The organism is Salinirubrum litoreum (genome assembly GCF_020567425.1).
Lineage (GTDB): Archaea > Halobacteriota > Halobacteria > Halobacteriales > Haloferacaceae > Salinirubrum > Salinirubrum litoreum.
The window spans coordinates 1,126,188-1,146,476 of the sequence record NZ_JAJCVJ010000001.1; the positions used below are offsets into that span (position 1 = coordinate 1,126,188).

19 protein-coding genes and 1 tRNA gene are annotated in these 20,289 nt (G+C 66.1%); 12 read left to right on the top strand and 8 right to left on the bottom strand.

Annotated features, from left to right (window positions below; translation table 11 throughout):
* Window positions 1–18: 18 nt before the first annotated feature.
* On the top strand, window positions 19–1,287 hold the full coding sequence (locus LI337_RS05605) for a DUF502 domain-containing protein (RefSeq protein ID WP_227228771.1): 1,269 nt from the start codon (window positions 19–21) through the stop codon (window positions 1,285–1,287).
* Complete coding sequence (locus LI337_RS05610; RefSeq protein WP_227228772.1) at window positions 1,284–1,709, top strand: archease; 426 nt, start codon at window positions 1,284–1,286, stop codon at window positions 1,707–1,709. Before LI337_RS05605 ends, LI337_RS05610 begins: the two co-directional genes overlap by 4 nt.
* 40 nt (window positions 1,710–1,749) lie before the next feature.
* Here LI337_RS05610 and LI337_RS05615 read toward each other — a convergent pair whose 3' ends face one another.
* The 3 genes from LI337_RS05615 to LI337_RS05625 form a co-directional block, all read right to left on the bottom strand.
* On the bottom strand, window positions 1,750–2,415 hold the full coding sequence (locus tag LI337_RS05615; RefSeq protein ID WP_227228773.1) for a helix-turn-helix domain-containing protein: 666 nt from the start codon (window positions 2,413–2,415) through the stop codon (window positions 1,750–1,752).
* 567 nt (window positions 2,416–2,982) lie between these two features.
* Window positions 2,983–3,171, bottom strand: a complete 189-nt coding sequence (locus tag LI337_RS05620; RefSeq protein WP_227228774.1) for an HVO_2901 family zinc finger protein — start codon at window positions 3,169–3,171, stop codon at window positions 2,983–2,985.
* Window positions 3,172–3,267: 96 nt separating this feature from the next.
* Window positions 3,268–4,029 carry a GTP cyclohydrolase III gene (locus LI337_RS05625; RefSeq protein WP_227228776.1) on the bottom strand — a complete coding sequence of 254 codons (762 nt, stop codon included), beginning with the start codon at window positions 4,027–4,029 and terminating at the stop codon, window positions 3,268–3,270.
* A gap of 146 nt (window positions 4,030–4,175) precedes the next feature.
* Here LI337_RS05625 and udk point away from each other — a divergent pair, with 146 nt between their 5' ends.
* A complete protein-coding gene (gene udk / locus LI337_RS05630) occupies window positions 4,176–4,877 on the top strand; it encodes a uridine kinase (protein ID WP_227228777.1) in 702 nt (233 codons plus the stop codon).
* Window positions 4,878–4,905: 28 nt separating this feature from the next.
* On the opposite strand, the gene LI337_RS05635 is transcribed toward udk, so the two are convergent.
* The 3 genes from LI337_RS05635 to LI337_RS05645 form a co-directional block, all read right to left on the bottom strand.
* Window positions 4,906–5,226, bottom strand: a complete 321-nt coding sequence (locus tag LI337_RS05635) for a DUF5785 family protein (protein WP_227228778.1) — start codon at window positions 5,224–5,226, stop codon at window positions 4,906–4,908.
* Between the two features lie 98 nt (window positions 5,227–5,324).
* Window positions 5,325–5,407: transfer RNA gene (locus LI337_RS05640), tRNA-Ser, on the bottom strand.
* Between the two features lie 74 nt (window positions 5,408–5,481).
* The gene (locus LI337_RS05645; RefSeq protein ID WP_227228779.1) at window positions 5,482–6,237 is read right to left on the bottom strand and encodes a DUF2064 domain-containing protein; all 756 of its coding nucleotides are present in this window, start codon (window positions 6,235–6,237) and stop codon (window positions 5,482–5,484) included.
* A gap of 150 nt (window positions 6,238–6,387) precedes the next feature.
* Between LI337_RS05645 and LI337_RS05650 the strand changes: the two genes are divergently transcribed.
* The 5 genes from LI337_RS05650 to gyrA all read left to right on the top strand — a co-directional run bounded on the left by LI337_RS05650 (window position 6,388) and on the right by gyrA (window position 15,653).
* Window positions 6,388–6,600: a hypothetical protein gene (locus LI337_RS05650; protein WP_227228781.1), complete on the top strand. Its 213-nt coding sequence runs from the start codon at window positions 6,388–6,390 to the stop codon at window positions 6,598–6,600.
* Window positions 6,601–7,424: 824 nt separating this feature from the next.
* Window positions 7,425–8,714: an MgtC/SapB family protein gene (locus tag LI337_RS05655; RefSeq protein WP_227228782.1), complete on the top strand. Its 1,290-nt coding sequence runs from the start codon at window positions 7,425–7,427 to the stop codon at window positions 8,712–8,714.
* A gap of 93 nt (window positions 8,715–8,807) precedes the next feature.
* Window positions 8,808–10,151 (top strand): class-III pyridoxal-phosphate-dependent aminotransferase, encoded by a 1,344-nt coding sequence (locus LI337_RS05660; protein WP_227228783.1) that lies wholly within the window; start codon window positions 8,808–8,810, stop codon window positions 10,149–10,151.
* Window positions 10,152–11,128: 977 nt separating this feature from the next.
* Window positions 11,129–13,045: a DNA topoisomerase (ATP-hydrolyzing) subunit B gene (gene gyrB, locus LI337_RS05665; protein ID WP_227228784.1), complete on the top strand. Its 1,917-nt coding sequence runs from the start codon at window positions 11,129–11,131 to the stop codon at window positions 13,043–13,045.
* Between the two features lie 61 nt (window positions 13,046–13,106).
* Entirely contained in the window at window positions 13,107–15,653 is a 2,547-nt protein-coding gene (gene gyrA / locus LI337_RS05670; RefSeq protein ID WP_227228785.1) for a DNA gyrase subunit A, read from the top strand.
* Window positions 15,654–15,744: 91 nt separating this feature from the next.
* Here gyrA and rocF read toward each other — a convergent pair whose 3' ends face one another.
* Both rocF and LI337_RS05680 read right to left on the bottom strand, forming a co-directional pair.
* The gene (gene rocF, locus LI337_RS05675) at window positions 15,745–16,653 is read right to left on the bottom strand and encodes an arginase (protein ID WP_227228786.1); all 909 of its coding nucleotides are present in this window, start codon (window positions 16,651–16,653) and stop codon (window positions 15,745–15,747) included.
* A gap of 75 nt (window positions 16,654–16,728) precedes the next feature.
* Window positions 16,729–17,643: an NAD-dependent epimerase/dehydratase family protein gene (locus LI337_RS05680; RefSeq protein WP_227228787.1), complete on the bottom strand. Its 915-nt coding sequence runs from the start codon at window positions 17,641–17,643 to the stop codon at window positions 16,729–16,731.
* Between the two features lie 200 nt (window positions 17,644–17,843).
* Between LI337_RS05680 and LI337_RS05685 the strand changes: the two genes are divergently transcribed.
* From LI337_RS05685 to LI337_RS05700, 4 genes are all read left to right on the top strand, one after another.
* Window positions 17,844–18,377 carry an Rrf2 family transcriptional regulator gene (locus tag LI337_RS05685; protein ID WP_227228789.1) on the top strand — a complete coding sequence of 178 codons (534 nt, stop codon included), beginning with the start codon at window positions 17,844–17,846 and terminating at the stop codon, window positions 18,375–18,377.
* Between the two features lie 101 nt (window positions 18,378–18,478).
* Window positions 18,479–18,805, top strand: a complete 327-nt coding sequence (locus LI337_RS05690) for an EthD domain-containing protein (RefSeq protein WP_227229428.1) — start codon at window positions 18,479–18,481, stop codon at window positions 18,803–18,805.
* A gap of 591 nt (window positions 18,806–19,396) precedes the next feature.
* Complete coding sequence (locus LI337_RS05695) at window positions 19,397–19,954, top strand: class I SAM-dependent methyltransferase (protein ID WP_227228791.1); 558 nt, start codon at window positions 19,397–19,399, stop codon at window positions 19,952–19,954.
* 178 nt (window positions 19,955–20,132) lie between these two features.
* Window positions 20,133–20,288, top strand: a complete 156-nt coding sequence (locus LI337_RS05700; protein ID WP_227228792.1) for a rubrerythrin-like domain-containing protein — start codon at window positions 20,133–20,135, stop codon at window positions 20,286–20,288.
* The last annotated feature ends 1 nt before the right edge of the window (window position 20,289 follow it).

Consider the following 20,289-nt stretch of genomic DNA (forward strand, 5'->3'; position numbering starts at 1 on the left):
GTGTGAGGTGCGAAACGAATGTTCGAGGCCGCGCAGGCTGAAGTCGAGCGCCGGAGACAGTCCGCCCGGACCGTCTTCCGACAGGCGCTCGTCACCGGGACCGCCATCGTCGTGCCCTTCGTCGTCACCGTCATCGTCCTCTCGATCCTCCTGGGCTACATCCGGGGAGCGCTCACGACGCTCGTGACCGCCATCGCCTACGTCTATCCGGCCGCACAGACCGACCAGACCGTCACGCTCGCCATCCAGATCATGGCCCCGATTCTGCTGTTCTGTTACATCCTGCTGGTCGGCTTGTTCGTCAACGCGACCGTCTACGGCGAGAAGGCGGTCGACCTGTTCGACGCGCTGATGTCGGCCATCCCCGGCGTCGGCTCCGTCTACGACAGCTTCCGGCAGATGGGTGACATCGTCTTGGAGAGCGACGGGCAGAACTTCCGGGAGGTGAAACTCGTCGAGTTCCCGAACGACGGCGCGTACACCCTCGGGTTCGTCACGACCGAGACGCCGAAGACGCTCGCCGAACCCGCCGGCCACGACCGGATGTACACGATGTTCCTCCCGCTCGCGCCGAACCCCGTGATGGGTGGCCACCTCGTCCACCTGCCCGCCGACAAGGTGATGGACGTGGACATGACCGTCGAGGAGGGGATCCAGGCAGTCGTCACCAGCGGCGTCGCGGTCGGCGGCGCGTCCGGCGGGGGAGACCCCTCCGTCGGCCTGTCCGAGGACCAACTCGCGGAACTCTCTCGGCTCGACGACGGCGAGGATCGGGTCGTCCCCGATCCGACGGAGTCGGCGATGCCGGGGACGGACGACCAGGCGGCCGCTTCGGGGCGGCACGACGCCGAGCGCGTCGACCACTACGACGAGGACGTCGATCCGGAGGCCGCCGACACCCCGGACGGAATCGCCCGCCGGGAGCGCGACGCCGGCACGGAGCGCGCACGGGCCGGTGTCGCCGACACCGACGCGGACGACTCCGTCACAGAACCGGCCGAAGCCGCCGGCCGGGACGACAGGTGGCGCGACGAGACGGAGACCCGCCCCGCCGAGGTCGCCGACCGCGACGCGGACAGCCGCGACGAGACACGGTCCCGGCCGGCAGCGCGGGCCGACCGGGAGGCCGCGCAGCGAGACGAGACCGAGACGACGCCGGCCGAAGCCGCCGACCGCGACGCCGACCGACGCGACGACACCGACGTTCGCCCGGCAGAGCTCGCAGACGGGACCGAGTCGGATCGGACCGACATCCGCAACACGTCGGACGACGAAGACGACACATGAGCTTCGAACTCCGCGATCACACTGCGGACGTGGCGGTCGCGGCGACGGCGAGCGACCTCGACGGCGTGTTCGCGGCCGTCGCGGACGGTCTGACCGCCGCGATGTGCGACGAGATACCCGACGTGGGCGACCGGTTCTCGCTGACGAAGCGGGCCGAGAGCCGCGAGGCCCTGCTGTTCGACTATCTGGACCGACTGATCTACGAGCGCGACGTTCGGGGTGTCCTCCCGGCGGACAACGCGGCACGGGTCACAGACCGGGGGCCGGACGCCGGCGACGAGCGATGGCTGGTCGAGGCGAGTGCGCGCGGAGTCCCCCTCTCGGCGGTCGAGGCCCGCGAGGTGAAGGCCGTCACCTACTCGGAGATGGACCTGTCGGAGACCGACGAGGGGTGGCGTGCCTACGTCGTCTTCGACGTGTGAGTGACGGGGCCGTCACCGCTCTCGGCGAGGGGCGCACACGTCAGTACTGCTCGTCGTCACCCGGCACGTCGAGCGCCCCCCGGATCAGCGACTCCATCCCCCGGCGGAGGCGTTCGGAGGCGGCCTGCGGCGAGATGCCCAACTCGTCGGCGACCCCCGCGAGGGCGGTCTCCCGCGGGATCGAGAAGTAGCCGGCCGCGACCGCCGTCAGGAGTGTCTCCCGTTGGGCCTGAGTGAGCCCGAACCGTTCCTCGGGTGGCGCGTCCTGCTGGTCGTAGATCGCCTTGATGCTCACCGACAAGCCGGTCTCGCCGACCGCGTCGCGGAAGGCGGCGAACTTCTCGCGGTCGGGAAACCGCATCCTCGTGTGGTAGCCGGTTCTGTCTTCCTTGCTCGCCAGCGACAACACGATCCCGTCGAGTTCGATGGCCCGGTGGTAGGCCGTGACGCTCGATGCGTCCGCAGGGTGGCGTGCTCGATACAGTCGGCCGTCGCCGGTCTCGGCGAGTCGGGTCCACTGCTCGACGGTCGGGTCGTCGTCGAGAGCAGTCTCGAAGGCGTCGAAGTCACCGTCGCTCGCCCAGAACATCGACCGGAGCGGGATCGTGTCCGTGGCGTCGAGATGTTCGATCCTGACCCGCATCCCCGGGGCCGACGCCAGCGACTGGCGGAGGGCACCCGAATCGATGTCGAACTCGACGATCATACGTCACTGGTCACGGTCCTGGATTATAATGATGTGGTGCGTGAACAACATTGTGGGTGTCATCCCACAGTAGAAGACGTTCCCAGCGTTTCGATAAACCAGGGGAGTTTCTTCTCTCTCGGAGACGGTGTCGGAGGTGCGTCGAACACCACCCCGACGATTACCGTCGTGTTTCTCACCGAGAACCGACCGATCACCACCCAGAGAGACACGAAATCGGTAATCTCGTTCAGGTGATTTTATTAAATAGCGGCCACATCGTGCGACTGCGAAGACCTCGTCGGACGAAGAGAGACCGGGGGAATCCGGACCCCCACTCCCCATCTCCCCTCCCCCGGTGTTGCCTGTCGCACACCTCCCAGTGAGCACCGCGAGAATTCTACCGACACCCACCGACCGGGGCCTCTGAACTACGGCATCACTGATATTTGAAGGTTCGAGACATAACCGTGCAGCTTTCATATTCAGGGCCGGTGCCGAGTCGAGGCGGCGGTCCGCGGGGGCGAGATCACGGTCGAGAACGCGTCCAGCAGGTCGTCGGGGAGTGAGCGCGGGGCCGACGCCGTCTCAGCCGAGAACCGGGACGTCGTCTTTGCGTCGGAGACCCTCGCCGAGTCCCGAGGCGTCACAGTCGTCTTCCGGACAGCGATAGTGCCACCCGTCGCGTGTCGCACGCGCCTCCGGGAACTCCGCGCCACACTTTCGACAGACGAGCATGTCTCGGACCGACCGCTGTTGCAGATTCGCCCCAGTCATACCTGTTCGGTCACCGCCATCCGGCTTAGAAATATCGCTTCCTCCCCAGTACGTGACTAGTTGCCGTGGCTCACGCCGCCGGGACAGACGGGTGGCTCACTCCTCGACGACGACGCGGAGTCCGTCTTCGCGGCAGTCTTCGAGTGCGTGTTTGGCGATCATACCAGCCTCGTGGGCAGTCCGCCCGTGGCCGACGCCGACCTTCAGTTCCACGTCGGCGGTGTCCGCGACGTGGTCGATGGAGCGCTCGTAGTCGGCGGCGGTCATCGACGGGAGGACGGCGATGATGTTGTCGCCGCCGACGAAGAAGGCGAGACCGCCGTGCTCCTCGCGGAGGTAGCGCATCAGGACCGCGTAGCCCTGTTCGATGCGGATGAACGAGTCGAACTCGTTGAGCGTGTCGGTGTACTTCTCGGTCGCGCCGTTCACGTCGAAGTGGGCGATCTGGAGGTCCACGTCGGTTCGCTCGCCCGCTGCGAGTGTCTCGCCCGCCAGCACCTCACGACGGTCGCCGTCCTGTGCGCTCCCGGCACGCTGGAGACCGGCGGTCGCCGATTCGAGGGCGTCGATCGGTCGCTCGGCGACGCCGACGCCGAGACTGATCGTCACCGGGTAGCGGTTGCGGATCGTCTCTTGCATCAGTTCGTGGTCGGCGCGGTCGAGGCCGTTCGTCACCGCCACCATGTTGTCGAAGCGCGTGAAGAAGACGTAGCCGCCGCGACTACCGACGAACTGCGCGAGTTCCGCGAACAGGCGCGACTGGAGCGTCTGGAGGTCCATCTCCCGGCGTGGCTCCGGCGTCACCGTCCACGGGCCGTAGTTGTCGATCTGGACGAGAGTCAACTGAACGTTCGTCACGATACTGGGGTGCGTCTCTATCGTGATAAGTTGTCCCTTCCGTCGGCCGATTGAGAGTCGGTGACACACACGGTAGACGAGGTCTCGCCGCACGAGAGGCGGGTCGAAAGGGTACATTCAAACCGCTTCCCGCGAGAGGGTCGGGTATGACCATCCCGTCGTTCGTGATCGGGATCGCCGGGGGGACGGGCGCGGGCAAGACGACGGTCGCACGCCTCATCACCGAGAACGTCGGCGAGTCCGTCACGCGCATCCCACTCGACAACTACTACAAGGATCTGAGCCACCTCGCACTCGACGAGCGTGCCGACGTGAACTACGACCACCCGTCGGCGTTCGAGTGGGACCTGCTCCGCGAGCAGTTGGGCGAGCTACTCGAGGGCCAGGCCATCGAGATGCCCAAGTACGACTTCGAGATCCACAACCGCAAGGAGGAGTCGGTGACGGTACCCCCGACGGACGTGATCATCCTCGAGGGCATCCTCGCGCTGTACGACGAGGAGATCAACGACATGCTCGATCTCCGCCTGTACGTCGAGACTGACGCCGACGTGCGCATCCTCCGGCGCATCGAACGCGACGTGATCGACCGTGGCCGGGAGTTGGAGGGCGTGATGGACCAGTACCTCTCGACGGTGAAACCGATGCACGAGCAGTTCATCGAACCGACGAAGAAACACGCCGACCTCATCATCCCCGAGGGCGCAAACAGCGTGGCCGTCAGCCTGTTAGAGGAGAAGGTCGCCGCCGAGGTGGCGGGCGACGCGGTCCGCGACTGGGAGCGGAGCGAGACGGAGTTCGACGGGGAGGTCGCCGGGACCGTGTCGGTCGAAGAACGGGACGACTGAGAACGCGAGCGACCGGAGAGGCGACGACTTACCGTTTCTTCGAGGCGACGAACTGCTCTGCGCCCTCGTAGAACCAGTAGCCGTGTTTCCGCATCGCGCGACCGAGCGCCTGGTGGAACTCGACGAAGTCGTCGAACGACTCCTCCTCGACGCCCTCGAAGATCTCCCGCAGCGAGACGACCGTCTCGTAGTCGATGCGCACCGGGTCGTCGCCGTACTCCGCGACGAACTCGTCGCGGGAGAGCGGGAAGTCCTCCTCCTCGTCGATCTTCTTGGCGATGACCGCGTGGCCGTACTTCCGTTTGCCTTCGCTCCCCTGCTCGCCGTCGGGGTCGTGTGGCCAGTCCATACCGGGCGGTCGGGCGGGCGTCGCAAGAGCGTTACGCTCCGGGGGAGCCGGGTTCCGCGGCGACTCGACGGCTCGGTGTCGTCGGTGTCGTGAGAAGTCGGTGGGACTGGGATTCGAACCCAGGAGGCCGAAGGCCACCTGCTTTCAAGGCAGGCGCAATAGTCCACTCTGCCATCCCACCGCAGGCCGAAGTATCGCCGCGCCGGTCTAAGGTCTGTCGGTCTCCGGGGAAGACTGCGAGTCGTCGAGGCGTGATCAGCGCCGCGTCACGCGCGACTCGCCGTCCTCGTGGACGACCGCGAGTCCCGTCTCGCCGAGGAACTGCGAGACGTGATCGGGGACGAGTCGACCGGCACGCTTCCGGGCCGTCAGCGCCGGCAGGGCGGTCAACAGGTCCTCGCCGGTCTCGACCGTCGGGTGCATCGCCACGAAGTCCACCTCGTGGCCGGCGTCCAGCGCACGCTCGGTCAGCGTCTCGACCTCGGGGTCGGTGAACGCCTCGTCGAAGTCCAGCGTGTCGGCGAAGGCGGCGTAGTACACCCGGCCCTCGGTCGAGGGGCCGAGGATGGTCGGCGTCGAGCGCAGTTTCATCGCGGCGGAGTCGACGACGGTCCGGGGGAGGAAGGGGACGTTCCCGCGCACGACCGCGACCGACTGGACGCCCTCCTCGCGCAGGAGATGCGAGACGGTGTTGCCCGCCCGCGCCGAGAGGGTCGACCCGACCTGCGGTTCGTATCTGGCCTCGCTCGGGTCTTGCAGGGCCTCGGCGACGAGCGCCCGGACTTCGGCTTCGCTCGCGGTGTCGGTCACGTGTTCGTCGGGCAGCAGGTCGTCCGGGCGGTAGTTGACCAGCAACTCCCCGCCGGAGCGTTCGACCGCACGGGCGGCGTCTTTCAGCATCGCCGAGTAGAAGTCGGCACACTCGGCCTCGGTCAGCGGACTCGTCTCCGCGAGGGCGGGGAGCACGAGTCCCGGCCTCGGTGGGTCGGCGAGTAGGGCGACGGTGGTCACGGCAGGTGGTCGGCGCGGGCGAATCTTGAAGGCGGTGGTTCGGTGGCGGCGTGGTGACGTGTGTGGGTAGCGGTCTCGGTCTCGGTGTGATCGCGTCGAGTCGAGGGTCCGAACGCGAGGAGTTACGTGGCCAGCGGTCGGCAGTGAGGTATGGACGAACTCGGACTCTCGGCGCGACTGGCAGTGGTGGTGGTCGCACTCACGGCCGTCGGTGGACTGGTGACGCTCGGTGGGAGCGTGGTGAGTGATCTCGGTGGCTCGCTTGCGACGATTCTCGTGGTCGGGATGACCGTGATCGCGGTCGTGGTGGCTGGGGTGGCGGGGATTCGCGGGGCGGGGCGAACCGAGACGCGATACTGGTGAGACACGTCCGAGAGTGTGGTTTGGTAGTCGAGGTGACTGTGAGAGAGGCGGTGTCGGAGGAAGCCGGCTGTTCGTTCGGAGATACGAAGTAGAGCCGCGACTGTGACAGCACCGCGAACCGCTCCCGCGACCGCACCAGCACCGCTACTCAGTCTAGCGCACCGACCAGCGGAACCGCGACAACACTGCACCTCGAACCTCCCCAGCCTCGGTCGGCGCTCTCCGCACCATCCGCGCCGACCTCCCTCGCGCGCTCCTCGCGCACGCCGACAGCACAGCACCACGGTTACTACCGTTCCACCACGGCTCACGACACGCTTTCCAGTCAGACGGGCTGGCGCGAGTTCAGCTCGCGCCGACGGTTTCAGGTAGGCGCACACGCTGAAACCGACTGGTCCACCGAGTGTTGCGTGAGTCTCCGCGAAATCGCTGGGTGGGACTGGAAGGGGCCGGGCTCTCGATCCTGCCCCGACGCCGGTAGCCGGGCGGGACCGTCGGTCCCGCTGGAAACCGGCGTGGAGCGCCGGTGACAGAGCGAAGCCGGAAATATCGCCAGCAACCGGCGTGGAGCGCCGGTGACGAAGGTTCGTCAGAGCGTGCCGCTGACGGTGGTCGAGACGCCGGGGGCTTTCACCGCTCGTCGTCTGCAACTCGTCCGACAGGGTTGACTGTAGGCGCTGTCCACCTTCCGTCGTCGTCCCGAGCGACGATCCGATGCACGAATTTACGAACGTGATATTCACATATTCTCATACCGCCCAAAACACTCCGTAAACGCAGAACGTCACGGCACTTTAACACCCAGCACGACGAAGTTCGAGGCCGTGTACTCTTTCGTCTTCCAGACGGACCCCATCGCCGCCTCCGTGGACGAACCGGTGGTCCGCCTCGCGCTCGCCGCCGCACTCGGTCTCTTTCTCGGGTTGGAGCGCGAGTGGTCCGAGAAACCCGCCGGCATCCGGACCTTCTCGCTGACCACCCTGCTCGGCGCGCTGTTCACACAGATCGCCAGCGAACCGGCGGTCGGCAACGTTCTCCTCGTCGTCGGCGGCGTGCTGGTGGTCGCACAGGGGGTGCTGCTCGCGGTGCAGGGCCTCCAGCGCGAGGGAAGTGACGCGCTGTCGCTGACGACCTCCGTCTCGCTGCTCGTCGCCTACGGGGTCGGCGTCCTCGTCGGCGAGGGGTTCGTCCTCTCGGCCGTCGCGGTCGCGGTCATCTCCACGACTCTGCTCGTCCTGAAGCGGGAACTCCACGGCTTCGCGGGGGGACTCCGCCGGCAGGAACTGCGCTCGACCGCCGAGTTCGCCATCCTCGCGTTCGTCGTCTTTCCGCTGCTCCCGGCCGGCACCTACGACCTCCCGATGCTGGGCGTCGCCGTCGAACCCCGGATCATCTGGCTGATGGTCGTCACCGTCGCCGGTATCGGCATCGTCAACTACGCCATCGTCCAGACCTACGGCGGCCGAGGCATCGCCGTCACCGGCTTCTTCGGCGGATTGGCCTCCTCGACCGCCGTGGTCGGGTCGATGCTGACCTACGTCCGGCGCGGCGAGGACGCGATTCCGTACGGCGTCGCGGCGGTACTCCTGGCCGACGCCGCGATGGCGCTTCGAAATCTGGTCATCGCACTCGCCTTCACCGTCTCCGGGGAGGTGCTTGTCGGCGCGGTCGTCCCCCTCGGGGTGCTGATCCTCGGGAGTGTCGCAGTCGCGGGCTACACCGCCGACTGGAACGAGACCGTGGACGTGGACCTGGAGAGTCCGTTCTCGCTCCGGAACGCACTGAGCTTCGGTGCGATCTTTCTGGCGGTCGTCGTCGCCGGGAAGATAGCACAGTCGGCCTTCGGCACGGCCGGCCTGTACGTCACCTCGCTCCTCTCCGGCCTGGTCTCCAGTGCCGGCGCGACCGCGAGTGCCGTCCTCCTGTACAGCAGAGGCGACATCGCCAGCAACGAGGCGGTCGTGGCGGTCCTGCTGGCGACCGCCGCCTCGGTCGCGGTGAAAGCCGGGCTTGCGACCGCCGGTCCCTCGGCGTTCGTCCGCCGCGTGGCGGGGTGGAGCGCCGTCCTGCTGTTCACCTCCGGACTCGTCACGGCGGGGGTGGCGCTGCTCTGAACCGGCCGCCGCCTCCCGGCGTGCGCCACGCAAGAATTGTCTCCATCCAAACGAATCCCCCACCGTTAACTCGGGGACACGCAAACGCACAGTATGGACCGCGATACGGCAGTCCCGCAGGTGGACGCGATGCCGGGGGAGAAGGCGCGTGAGTGGGTGGAGTACCACCACGACACCGCCGCCACGAGTACTTACGTCTACGACTTCGTCTGGGACCTCTCCGAGAACGCGGAGGGACCGTTCTGTACCGACCTCGACGGCAACGTCCTCCTCGACTTCACCTCCCACGTCGCCGCCGCACCGCTGGGCTACAACAACCCGAAGATCATGGACCGCCTCCGGGAGTTCGACCTCGTCGACCCCCTGAAGATCGCCGGGCAGGACTTCTACGTCTCCAGCGGTCAGCACCCCGAGGAAGACGACCTCCCCGGTGCGGCGGGGCTGATGGACCGTCTGACCGAGATCACGAGCCACTACGACATGGACACCGTCTTCCTGTCGAACTCCGGCGCGGAGGCGGTCGAGAACGCCCTCAAGATCAGCTACGACGCCAGCGGCGGCGGCAAGTACGGCATCACCTTCCAGGGAGCCTTCCACGGCCGGACGCTCGGCACGCTCTCGCTGAACCGATCCAAGGAGGTCTACCGCCGGAAGTTCCCGGAGATTCCCAGCATCCACGACGTCCCGTTCTGTGACGACCGGGACTGTTCGCCCGAGACGTGTTCGTGTGGCTTCTTCGCGGGCGACAGCTCTCAGCTCCGGCGAAAGCTCGACCCGAAGCGCGGCTACGTCAACCCCGAGGAGGTGTCGTACCTCATCATGGAACCGATCCAGGGCGAGGGCGGCTACCGGTTCCCGTCTGACGACTTCATGCAGGAGGTCGCGGCTGTCGTGGACGAACACGACATCACGCTCATCGCCGACGAGATCCAGTCGGGCGTCGGTCGGACGGGCGAGATGTGGGGCTCGGACCACTACCCGATCGAACCGGATATCATCACCTGCGCGAAGGCGCTCCGGGTGGGAGCGACCATCTCCCGGTCTGACGTGTTCCCCGAGGAACGGGCACGACTCTCCTCGACGTGGGGTGCGGGCGACATCATCGCCTCGCTTCAGGGCGCGCTGACGCTCGACGCCATCGAGGAGTACGACCTGCTGGACAACGCGGTCGTGCGTGGCCGGCAGTTCCTCGAGACGATGCGGGACGCCGATCCGGACGGCGTGGCGGACCTACGCGGGAAGGGGCTGATGCTCGCGGTCGAGTTCGACTCGAAAGAACGGCGGGACGCGGTGCAGGAGGCGGCGCTACAGCGTGGACTGTTGACGCTCGCCTGTGGCTACAGCGTCTTGCGGATTCTGCCGCCACTGGACGTGACCGAACGCGAGATCAGCCTGGGGTGTGATCTGCTGTTGTCGGCGATCGCGGACACTGCGTAGGACGATTCTGTCGTGTCGGTCGAATCTGGCGTAGATAGCTCGGTCGAATCTGGCGTGAACGACGAGAGATGAAAGCCCCCGCGCTCTCGACCATCCGCGACTTCCTGCGCGCCTCAGTCGGTCGAGCGAGCAAGCTCCTCTCCCTCCTTGCGGTGCTTAGTGCGTCGGGGATGGATCGAGAGCGCGGCCCCTTTCAGTCCCACCCGAATTTGTCTCTCATCGTGTCGTCACCGGTCGTCACCCGGCGTGCTGTCCGTAGGTCTGGAATCCGGCAGTCGCAGTCGTCCCCGAACCTCCCCGACTGCTGACGACGCGAACTGCGAGTCGGTTCTCGCTGTCGCTCGAACACGACTCGGTTTCGGTCGCCAGCAGATCGCGTCCTGTCGGACTCCGGGCTGTCGATGCGTGGGCCAGAGACGAGTGTGGCGTACGCTTTCACTCTGATCTCGGCGCGCGAGAAACGCGCGAGGGAGGCGGGCGCTCTCGTGCGCCCGCCGAGGCTGGGGAGGACCGAGGTGCGGTTGCTGTCGCGGTGCTGTGCTGTGGCGGTCGCTGTCTGCGGTGCCGGTGCTGTCGCGGTTCCTCGCGCTACGACGAGTAGCGGTGCTGGTGCTGTGGCGGTATGCGGTTCGCGATGCTGCCACGCTTTCAGTTCCAGCCACGCTTTCAGTTCCAGCCACGCTTTCAGTTCCAGCCACGCTTTCAGTTCCAGCCACGCTTTCAGTTCCAGCCACGCTTTCAGTTCCAGCCACGCTTTCAGTTCCAGTCACAGCCAATCACACAACTGACAGAATTTCGTCGTCTCACAGCCGAGACGACAGCGTTAAGCCCTCGTTTCAGCCGACCGTCACAGCCTCCAGTGAACCCGCCATCGTCTCCCGATTCCAGACCGAGCCCTCCTCGGTCGCTCGCGCGCGCACATCGCAGGCGCGTGCGACGCTTTTAAGGACCGGGCAAGCTTAGCGTAGGCACGTTCTATGTCCAAGGAAAGTGAGTACGGGGCCGGCCAAATCCAAGTTCTGGAGGGGCTGCAGGCCGTCCGGAAACGACCCGCGATGTATATCGGGTCGACCGACGGTCGCGGGCTTCACCATCTCGTCTACGAGGTCGTCGACAACGCCATCGACGAGGCGCTTGCGGGCTACTGTGACGACATCGACGTGACGATCCACGAGGACCAGTCCGTGTCCGTCTCCGACGACGGTCGGGGCATCCCCGTGGACACCCACGAGGAGTACGACCGGCCGGCCGTGGAGGTCATCATGACCGTCCTCCACGCCGGCGGGAAGTTCGACAACAAGTCGTACCAGGTCTCCGGTGGCCTCCACGGCGTCGGCGTCTCGGTCGTCAACGCGCTGTCGAAACGCCTCGAAGTCGAGATCAGACGCGACGGTGCGGTGTGGCGTCACGCCTTCGACCGCGGGGAACCGCGCGAGGACGGCTTCGAGCGTGTGCGAGACCTCGAAGACGGCGAAGACACCGGCACGACGGTCCGCTTCTGGCCCGACACCGACATCTTCGAGACGACCGACTTCACCTTCTCGACGCTGGCCAACCGCCTCCGGGAACTCGCCTTCCTCAACTCCGGCGTGGAGATCACGCTCACCGACGAACGCGACGAGCAGTCCGAGCACTTCCGCTACGAGGGCGGCATCCGGGAGTTCGTCGAGTACTTAAACGAGACGAAGACCCCGCTCCACGAGGACGTCATCTACTTCGAGGACCTCTCACAGGAGATCACCGTCGAGGTGGCGATGCAGGCCACTGACGAACTACAGGGGTCGATCCACTCGTTCGCCAACAACATCAACACCCGCGAGGGCGGCACCCACCTCACGGGGTTCAAGACCGCGCTGACGCGCGTCGTCAACGACTACGCCAACGAGGAGGGTCTCGCGGGCGACATCGACGGCAACCTCAAAGGCGAGGACGTCCGCGAGGGACTCACGGCCGTCATCTCGATCAAACACCCCGACCCGCAGTTCGAGGGCCAGACGAAGACGAAACTCGGCAACAGCGAGGTCAGAGGGATCGTCGAGTCGGCGATGCACGACGGCCTCGGCACCTACTTCGAGGAACACCCGGACACCGCCCGCGCCATCATCTCGAAGGCCGTCGAGGCCGCCAAGGCGCGGAAGGCCGCGAAGAAGGCCGAAGAGTTGACGCGCCGGAAGTCCGCACTGGAGTCGACGGCACTGCCCGGCAAACTCGCCGACTGTCAGACCCGCGACCCGAGCGAGGCCGAGTTGTTCGTGGTCGAGGGCGACTCCGCGGGTGGGTCGGCCAAACAGGGCCGCGACCGTCGTAATCAGGCGATCCTCCCGCTCAGAGGGAAGATTCTCAACGTCGAGCGCCACCGCCTCGACCGCATCCTCGAGAACGAGGAGATCCGCAGTCTCATCACCGCGATCGGCGCGGGCATCGGCGAGGAGTTCGACATCGAGGACGCCCGCTACGAGAAGATCATCCTGATGACCGACGCCGACGTGGACGGGGCACACATCCGGACGCTCTTGCTCACGCTCTTCTACCGGCACATGAAGCCCCTCTTGGACGCCGGCTACGTCTACGCGGCCCAACCGCCACTCTACCGCGTCCGGTATCGCGGCGAGACCTACGACGCGATGACCGAGGCGGAACGCGACCGCATCGTCGAGGAGGAGTGTAACGGCAACCCGACGCAGGTCCAGCGGTTCAAGGGCCTGGGGGAGATGAACCCCGACCAACTGTGGGAGACGACGATGGACCCCGACAACCGGATCCTCAAGCAGATCACCATCGAGGACGCGGCGGCCGCCGACAAGATGTTCTCGGTGCTGATGGGCGACGCAGTGGAGCCACGCAAGCAGTTCATCAAGGAACACGCACGGGACGCCGAGTGGGTGGACATCTGATGGTCCGGATTCGACGGCGCACACGAGTATCGACGGGAGACCGCACGACCAACGGAGAACGATGAGTTCAGACACACCGACCGACCCGAACGCGGACGCAGCACGGGTCCAGACGGCACGCATCGAAGACGAGATGGAACAGTCGTACATCGACTACGCGATGTCCGTCATCGCGGGGCGGGCACTGCCCGACGTACGGGACGGCCTGAAGCCGGTCCACCGGCGCATCCTCTACGCGATGCACGAGGCCGGCGTCACCTCCCGGTCGTCACACCGGAAGTCCTCCTCCATCGTCGGCGAGACGATGGGTGACTACCACCCGCACGGCGACTCGGCCATCTACGACGCCCTCGCGCGGATGGCACAGGACTTCTCGATGCGGTACCCCCTCGTCGACGGCCAGGGGAACTTCGGCTCCGTGGACGGCGACCCGCCGGCCGCGATGCGGTACACCGAAGCCCGGATGTCGCCCATCGCGGAGGAACTCCTCGACGACATCGAGAAGGACACCGTCGACTTCCAGTCGAACTACGACGACCGCCTGCAGGAACCCGAAGTCCTCCCGTCGGCCATCCCGAACCTGCTGGTCAACGGCTCCTCGGGCATCGCGGTCGGGATGTCGACCAACATCCCGCCGCACAACCTCGGCGAGGTCATCGACGCGGTGGTCCACCTGATCGAGAACCCCGACTGCTCGGTCGAGGACCTGATCCACGTCGACGGCAACCCCGGCCCGATCAAGGGACCCGACTTCCCGACCGGCGCGAACATCGTCGGCCGGAACGGCCTCTACAAGGCGTACAAGACCGGACGCGGGAAGCTCCGCGTGCGTGCCGAGTTCGAGGTCGACGAGGAAGAGGGGAGAATCGTCATCACCGAACTCCCGTTCCAGGAGAACAAGGCCCGGCGGATCGAGCGCATCGCCGAGGACGTCAACGACGGGAAGATAGAGGGCATCCGCGACCTGCGCGACGAGTCCGACCGCGACGGTATCCGCATCGTGGTCGAACTCAAGCGCGACGCGATTGCCGAAGTGGTGAAGAACCAACTGCTCGAACACCACCTCGAGTCGACGTTCGGGGTCATCAACCTCGCGCTGGTCGACGGCGAACCGCGCGTCCTCGACCTGAAGGAGACGCTGGTCGAGTATCTCGAACACCGAAAGGAGGTCGTCACCCGGCGCTCCGAGTTCGAACTCGCCGAGGCCGAGGACCGCGCACACATCCTCGAAGGCCGCCTGACCGCGCTGGACAACGTCGACGAGGTCGTCGAACTCATCCAGGACGCCGAGGACCGCGACGACGCGAAGGCCGTTCTGCAGGAGCGGTTCGACTTCTCCGCCGATCAGGTCGAGCACATCGTCGCCATGCAACTCGGCAGTCTCACCTCGATGGAGGCGGCGGCCATCGAAGACGAGTACGAGGAGGTCCAGGCCCGCATCGAGCGCCTGAACGAGATTCTGGCAGACGAGTCCGAACTCCTCGGCGTCATCGAGGAGGAACTGCTGGCGATCAAAGACGAGTACGACGACGAGCGCCGGACCTCCTTCGTCGCCGACGACGGGAGCGTCACCCACGAGGACCTCATCCCGGAAGAGGAGATGGTCGTCGTCGTCTCCGAGGACGACTACATCAAGCGGATGCCGCTTGACACCTTCCGGGCGCAGAACCGGGGCGGGAAGGGGATCATCGGCACGAACCTGAAGGAGGGCGACCGCGTCTCCTCGGTGTTCGTCGCCAACACCCACGACTTCCTGCTCTGTTTCACCAACCACGGACAGGTCTACCAACTCAAGACCTACGAGGTCCCCGAGATGTCTCGCACGGCACGCGGGAAGTCGGCCGTCAACCTCCTCGACTTAGACGACGGCGAGGAGATCACGTCGGTCGTCGACACCGACGACATGGACGCCGAGGCGGGCGACTTCCTGACGATGGTCACCCGCGACGGCTACATCAAGCGGACCGGCGTGGACGAGTTCCAGCACATCCTCTCGACCGGGATCCGCGCGATCCGACTGGAGGACGGCGACGAACTCGCCGACGTGGAGGTGACCGACGGGACGCAGGACGTGATCGTCTCCACGAAGGCCGGGATGTCGATCCGCTTCGCGGAGTCGGAGGCCCGCGCGATGGGTCGGAGCGCACGCGGGGTACGCGGGATTCGCCTCACCGAGCGCGCTGACGGTACTCGCGACGAGGTGGCGGCGGTCGCCGGCGTCGACCCCGACCGCCACGAGTGGGTGTTGACGGTGACGGAGAACGGCTACGGCAAGCGGTCGAACATCGCCGCCTACCGGCAGCAGTCTCGTAACGGAAAGGGTCTCATCGACATCAAGACGAACGAGCGCAACGGGCCGGTCTGTGCCCTCGAGACCGTCGGGCCGGGCGACCACCTCCTCGTCATGAGCGACGCGGGACAGATCGTCCGGACGCCCGTCGACGACATCTCGACGGTCGGCCGCAACACGATGGGTGTCACGGTCGTCGATCTGGACGCCGGCGACCACGTGGCGAGCGTCGACGTGGTGCCGGTCGAGCGGATGGCAGACGAGACGAGCGAGGAAGTCGAGGTCGACGGCGAGGCGATCGCAGAAGCGGGAGAGTAACCAGCGACTACAGAATCTGCCGGTCGGGCGACTCGGGAATCGCTGATCGGGCGACTATAGAATGGCGACTCGGGAATCGCTGATCGGGCGACTATAGAATGCGCTGACCGAGCGCACTCGCGGCCAGTTCGACCGCGAGGTTCGCCGTCTCGTTGTGTTCGTCCAGAATCGGGTTCACTTCGACCATCTCCAGCGACCGGAGTGCCTCGGATTCGGCGACGATCTCCAGTGCGGAGTGCGCTTCACGGTACGTCACGCCGCCACGGACCGGCGTCCCGACGCCCGGCGCTTCTTTCGGGTCGAGCCAGTCTAAGTCGAGACTGACGTGGAACCCCTCGGTGCCGGCGGAGGCGACCGAGACGGCGTCCTCGACGATCTCGGTGATCCCCTCGTCGTCGATGTCCGACATCGTGAACGCGGTCACGTCGCTGTCTCTGATCGCGCGCGCCTCGGCGTCGTCCACCGAGCGCAGACCGACGATGGCGACGTTCCCCTCCCGGAGGTTCGGGGCGTTACACCACTCGACGCCATCGAACTCGCCGATCCCGAGGGCGGCCGCGAGTGGCATCCCGTGGACGTTGCCGGAGGGTGAGGTCGTCGGCGTGTTGAAGTCGCCGTGAGCGTCGAACCAGATCGCGCCGATCTCGGCGTCGCGCGCCGAACCGGACAGCGACCCGATGGCGATCGAGTGGTCGCCGCCGAGTGCGACGGGCGTCTCCTCTTGGGTGAGAGCGTCGGCTACCTCGTCGGCGAGTTGGCCGGTCACGTCCTCGGTCTCGCGGAGGAACTTCGCGGTCCCGACGCTCGGTTCGCGGGCGTCCGGGTCGCGTTCCTCGGCACGCGGGGCGAGAACGTCACCCGCGTCGGTCACGCGCAGACCGATCTCCTCCAGTTCGTCTGCCAGTCCGGCGTACCGGATGGCGGAGGGGCCCATGTCCACGCCACGTCGGTTCGCGCCGTAGTCGGTCGGTGCCCCGATGATGCGGACGGCTTGGTTCATACCCGCAGCGACGAGTCCCGGTGTGAAAATCGTGATGATCGTCGCCCGTCGTCCCGCGAGCGTCGTCCCGGGGAGTCAGTCCACGTACGCCGCACAGACCTGTTTCACGCCCTCCTCGAACGTCACCTCGGGTTCCCAGCCAGTCGCGTCCCGGAGCTTCGAGATGTCTGCACACTGCTCGAAATTGTAGTTCGACAACTGGACCGGTTCGTACTCGGGGTCGATGTCGGTCCCGAGCGCGTCGTTCAGCATCGCCACCGTCTCGTTGAACGAGAAGTTCCGGCCGGTGCCGACGTTGTAGACGCCCGCGAGTCGTTCGTCGGCGATGACCTCCAGTGCGCGCACCACGTCCGAGACGTGGACGTAGTCGCGGGTCTGCTCGCCGTCACCCCACAGCACCGGTGTCTCGCCGCGTGCCATCTTCTCGGCCCACTGCGAGACCGTGTTGGCGTACTCGCCCTTGTGGCCCTCCGCGCCGCCGTAGCCCTGATACACCGAGAAGAAGCGCGTCCCGGCGACCGAGAGGTCGTCGTAGAAGTTGTTGTAGTACTCGGCGTACCGCTCCCGCGAGAGCATCGACGCCTCGTAGCCCGTGTCGGCCGTCAGGTCGTCGGTCTCTCGACCCGGCGGGTCGTTGTCGTAGATGGACGAGGTGGAGGCGTAGACCACCGTGTCACAGCCGTCGTCGAGTGCCTGTTCGACGACGTTGACGAACCCCTCGACGTTGACCCGTGCGCCCTCGCGGGGGTTCTCCTCCAACATCGTCCGCGAGGAGAGTGCCGCGAGGTGGAAGACGGCGTCGACGTCGGTCGGTAGGTCGTCGTCCAGTACGGAGCCGTCGACGAACTCCACGCCGTCGTCGAGGTTCGCGGGCGTCCCGAGATAGAGGTCGTCCAGCGCCACGACCTCGTTGTCCTCGGCGAGGGCGTTGGCGAGATTCGACCCGATGAAGCCCGCCCCGCCGGTCACGAGGACACGGTTTCCGTGCATGTCTCGACTGCCTCGGGACAGCACTAAATCGGTGTCGCTTCGTCGGTCGGTGACCGACGAACGCAATTTTCGCCCGATGGCGGGCGACAGAAAGGCGGTTCGCGGACGAGTGGCCGGAAAGCCGGTGTAAGACTGGTGAAACTACCAGCAGGATTCGTCTATCCATCGCATTTAAGGACATCTGTTGCGAAGGTTCGGGTATGTCATCAATCGAACTCACGCCCAGTCAGAAAACTATTCTGACGGCACTCATCAACCTCCACCGCGAGAGCGAGAGCGCGGTGAAGGGCGAAGACATCGCAGAGGAGGTCGACCGCAACCCCGGCACGATCCGGAACCAGATGCAGAGTCTGAAGGCGCTCCAGTTGGTCGAAGGCGTCCCCGGTCCGAAGGGTGGTTACAAGCCGACGGCGAACGCCTACGAGGCGCTCGACGTCCAGCAGATGGACGAACCGGCGACCGTCCCGCTGTTTCTCAAAGGTGAGCGCGTCGAGAACGCCAACGTCGAGGAGATCGACCTCTCCAGCGTCCACCACCCGGAACTCTGCCGTGCCGAGATCCACCTGCAGGGATCGGTCCGTGACTTCCACGAGGGCGACGAGGTGCGCGTCGGCCCGACGCCCCTCTCGAAACTCGTCATCGACGGCATCGTCGACGGGAAAGACGACACGAACAACATCCTGATCCTCCGGCTGGAAGGGATGAAAGCCCCGGCCGAAGAGCCGGCACACTGAGCCGAGACCGGAGCCGAGGCAGACGGCTCCGAACGGTGCAATCACTACCCGCGCCGCCCGAGAGCCGACAGGTCCAACACGACGCGCTGCTTCCTTCGTCCGTGATCAAACTCGTCGAACTGCTGGTGCGGAAGGAGGGGCTGACACACGCCGAGTTCGCGGACTACTGGCTGGACGAGCACAGCCCCGTCGCGGCGGAGATGCCGGGCGTCGAGAAGTACGTCACCTCGCTCCCGACCGATCCGGAGAAGGCGGAGTACGACGGTGTGCTGGAACTCTACTTCGCCGACATGGACGCGCTCCGGGCCGCCTTCGACTCCGAGGCGGGCGCGGAGACGCTGGCCGACGCCGAAGAGTTCCTAGAGGTCGGTGCCGGCCCTCGGATGATCGTCGAGGAGACGGTACAGGTGGATACGAGCGAGGAGTGAGAATCGAAGGGTGGTTCTGGTGGTGAGAACGAGAAGTGAAAGCCCCCGTGAGATATGACAGCTGTCGAGCCGGGTGGCGACAACGAGGGGTGAAAGCCCCCGGCGTCTCGATGATCCGCGACTTGGTGCGCCCTTCCCTCAGGCTGGCGAGCAAGCTCGCCAGTCTTCAGTCCAGTGCTACCGGCGTCGGGGACCAGTCGAGACGCCGGCCCCTTTCAGTCCCACCCGGTGATTTCGCGGAGGCTCATGCAACGCCCGGTGGACCAGTCGCGTTCAGCGTGAGTGCCTCCCTGCGACCGTCGGCGTGCCTGAGGCGGCCTCACGCCGCCGAAGTGCGCGAGATGAACTCGCGCCAGCCCACTCGACTGGTGAGTGTGACGTGAGACGAGATTCTGTTGTGCTGTCGCTGTCGTAGTCTGCGGTGCTATCGCGGTCTGCGGTCGGGCTACCGGTGTCGTCTCCGAGGTCGTAGCCATCACAGTTCGCGGGAGCGAGACAGGCACCGTCACACCCGACTCGACTCTCAGCGACCCAGCACCACGAGTAGTCCGAGAGAGGTAGCGTTACCACCCCGGACACCGAACCCGAGGTATGGGATTCCACACGTTCGACGTGGACCGCGCCGACGCACTGGAGGACGCGAGTCGCTATCGCTACTGCTCACGCGAGGAACTCCTCTCGCTGCTCGCCCCCGGCGAGAACGCAGTGGTCGCGGACCTCGGCAGTGGCACCGGCTTCTACACCGACGACGTGGCACCACACGTCGGCACCTGCTACGCCGTGGACGTGCAGTCCGAGATGCACGACATCTACCGCGAGAAGGGCCTGCCCGCGTCGGTCGAGACTGTGACGGCCGAAGTCGGCGACCTCCCCTTCGCGGACGACGCACTCGATGCCGCCTTCTCCACGATGACCTACCACGAGTTCGCCACCCCCGAGTCGCTCGCGGAACTGGCTCGCGTGATCCGACCGGGCGGGCGCGTCGTGACGGTCGACTGGACCGCCGACGGCGACGGCGAGAGCGGCCCACCGCGCGAGGAACGCTACGCACTGCAGGACGCGGTCGCCGGCTTCTCCGAGGCCGGCTTCCGGGTCGCGCGCGCCGAGGGTCGACGCGAGACGTTCGTCTGTGTCGCGGTCGTCGAGTAGCCGAGTAGGCTCGCCGGAGCGCGTGGAAGGAAGGCCGCACGGTCGACGTTCCGACAGTCCGAGCGAGCGACCACCGACGATTTCTGGACGAACGTCCGACCGTAGCGATTAAAGACATAATACTCTCCAGAGAACCTTCAGGGGAAGCCTTACTTCGAGGAGCCTGTGAGCCACTCACATGGTTATCAACAACGCGACCGTCGACCCGTACACCCCCGAACGCGGCTACTACGAGTGTCTGAGTTGCGGCGACCGGACGACCAGCACAGACCGACTGACCGAGTGTCCCGACTGTGGCGGCGCGGTCCAGAACATCGCCGTCGCGCGCGAGTAGG

What these genes read in the sequence shown, in the direction of transcription:
- LI337_RS05605 (WP_227228771.1), top strand. Translation starts at nt 19, where the DNA reads ATGTTCGAGGCCGCGCAGGCTGAAGTCGAGCGCCGGAGACAGTCCGCC.
- LI337_RS05610 (WP_227228772.1), top strand. Translation starts at nt 1,284, where the DNA reads ATGAGCTTCGAACTCCGCGATCACACTGCGGACGTGGCGGTCGCGGCG.
- LI337_RS05615 (WP_227228773.1), bottom strand. Translation starts at nt 2,415, where the DNA reads ATGATCGTCGAGTTCGACATCGATTCGGGTGCCCTCCGCCAGTCGCTG.
- LI337_RS05620 (WP_227228774.1), bottom strand. Translation starts at nt 3,171, where the DNA reads ATGACTGGGGCGAATCTGCAACAGCGGTCGGTCCGAGACATGCTCGTC.
- udk (WP_227228777.1), top strand. Translation starts at nt 4,176, where the DNA reads ATGACCATCCCGTCGTTCGTGATCGGGATCGCCGGGGGGACGGGCGCG.
- LI337_RS05635 (WP_227228778.1), bottom strand. Translation starts at nt 5,226, where the DNA reads ATGGACTGGCCACACGACCCCGACGGCGAGCAGGGGAGCGAAGGCAAA.
- LI337_RS05650 (WP_227228781.1), top strand. Translation starts at nt 6,388, where the DNA reads ATGGACGAACTCGGACTCTCGGCGCGACTGGCAGTGGTGGTGGTCGCA.
- LI337_RS05660 (WP_227228783.1), top strand. Translation starts at nt 8,808, where the DNA reads ATGGACCGCGATACGGCAGTCCCGCAGGTGGACGCGATGCCGGGGGAG.
- gyrB (WP_227228784.1), top strand. Translation starts at nt 11,129, where the DNA reads ATGTCCAAGGAAAGTGAGTACGGGGCCGGCCAAATCCAAGTTCTGGAG.
- gyrA (WP_227228785.1), top strand. Translation starts at nt 13,107, where the DNA reads ATGAGTTCAGACACACCGACCGACCCGAACGCGGACGCAGCACGGGTC.
- rocF (WP_227228786.1), bottom strand. Translation starts at nt 16,653, where the DNA reads ATGAACCAAGCCGTCCGCATCATCGGGGCACCGACCGACTACGGCGCG.
- LI337_RS05680 (WP_227228787.1), bottom strand. Translation starts at nt 17,643, where the DNA reads ATGCACGGAAACCGTGTCCTCGTGACCGGCGGGGCGGGCTTCATCGGG.
- LI337_RS05685 (WP_227228789.1), top strand. Translation starts at nt 17,844, where the DNA reads ATGTCATCAATCGAACTCACGCCCAGTCAGAAAACTATTCTGACGGCA.
- LI337_RS05695 (WP_227228791.1), top strand. Translation starts at nt 19,397, where the DNA reads ATGGGATTCCACACGTTCGACGTGGACCGCGCCGACGCACTGGAGGAC.
- LI337_RS05700 (WP_227228792.1), top strand. Translation starts at nt 20,133, where the DNA reads ATGGTTATCAACAACGCGACCGTCGACCCGTACACCCCCGAACGCGGC.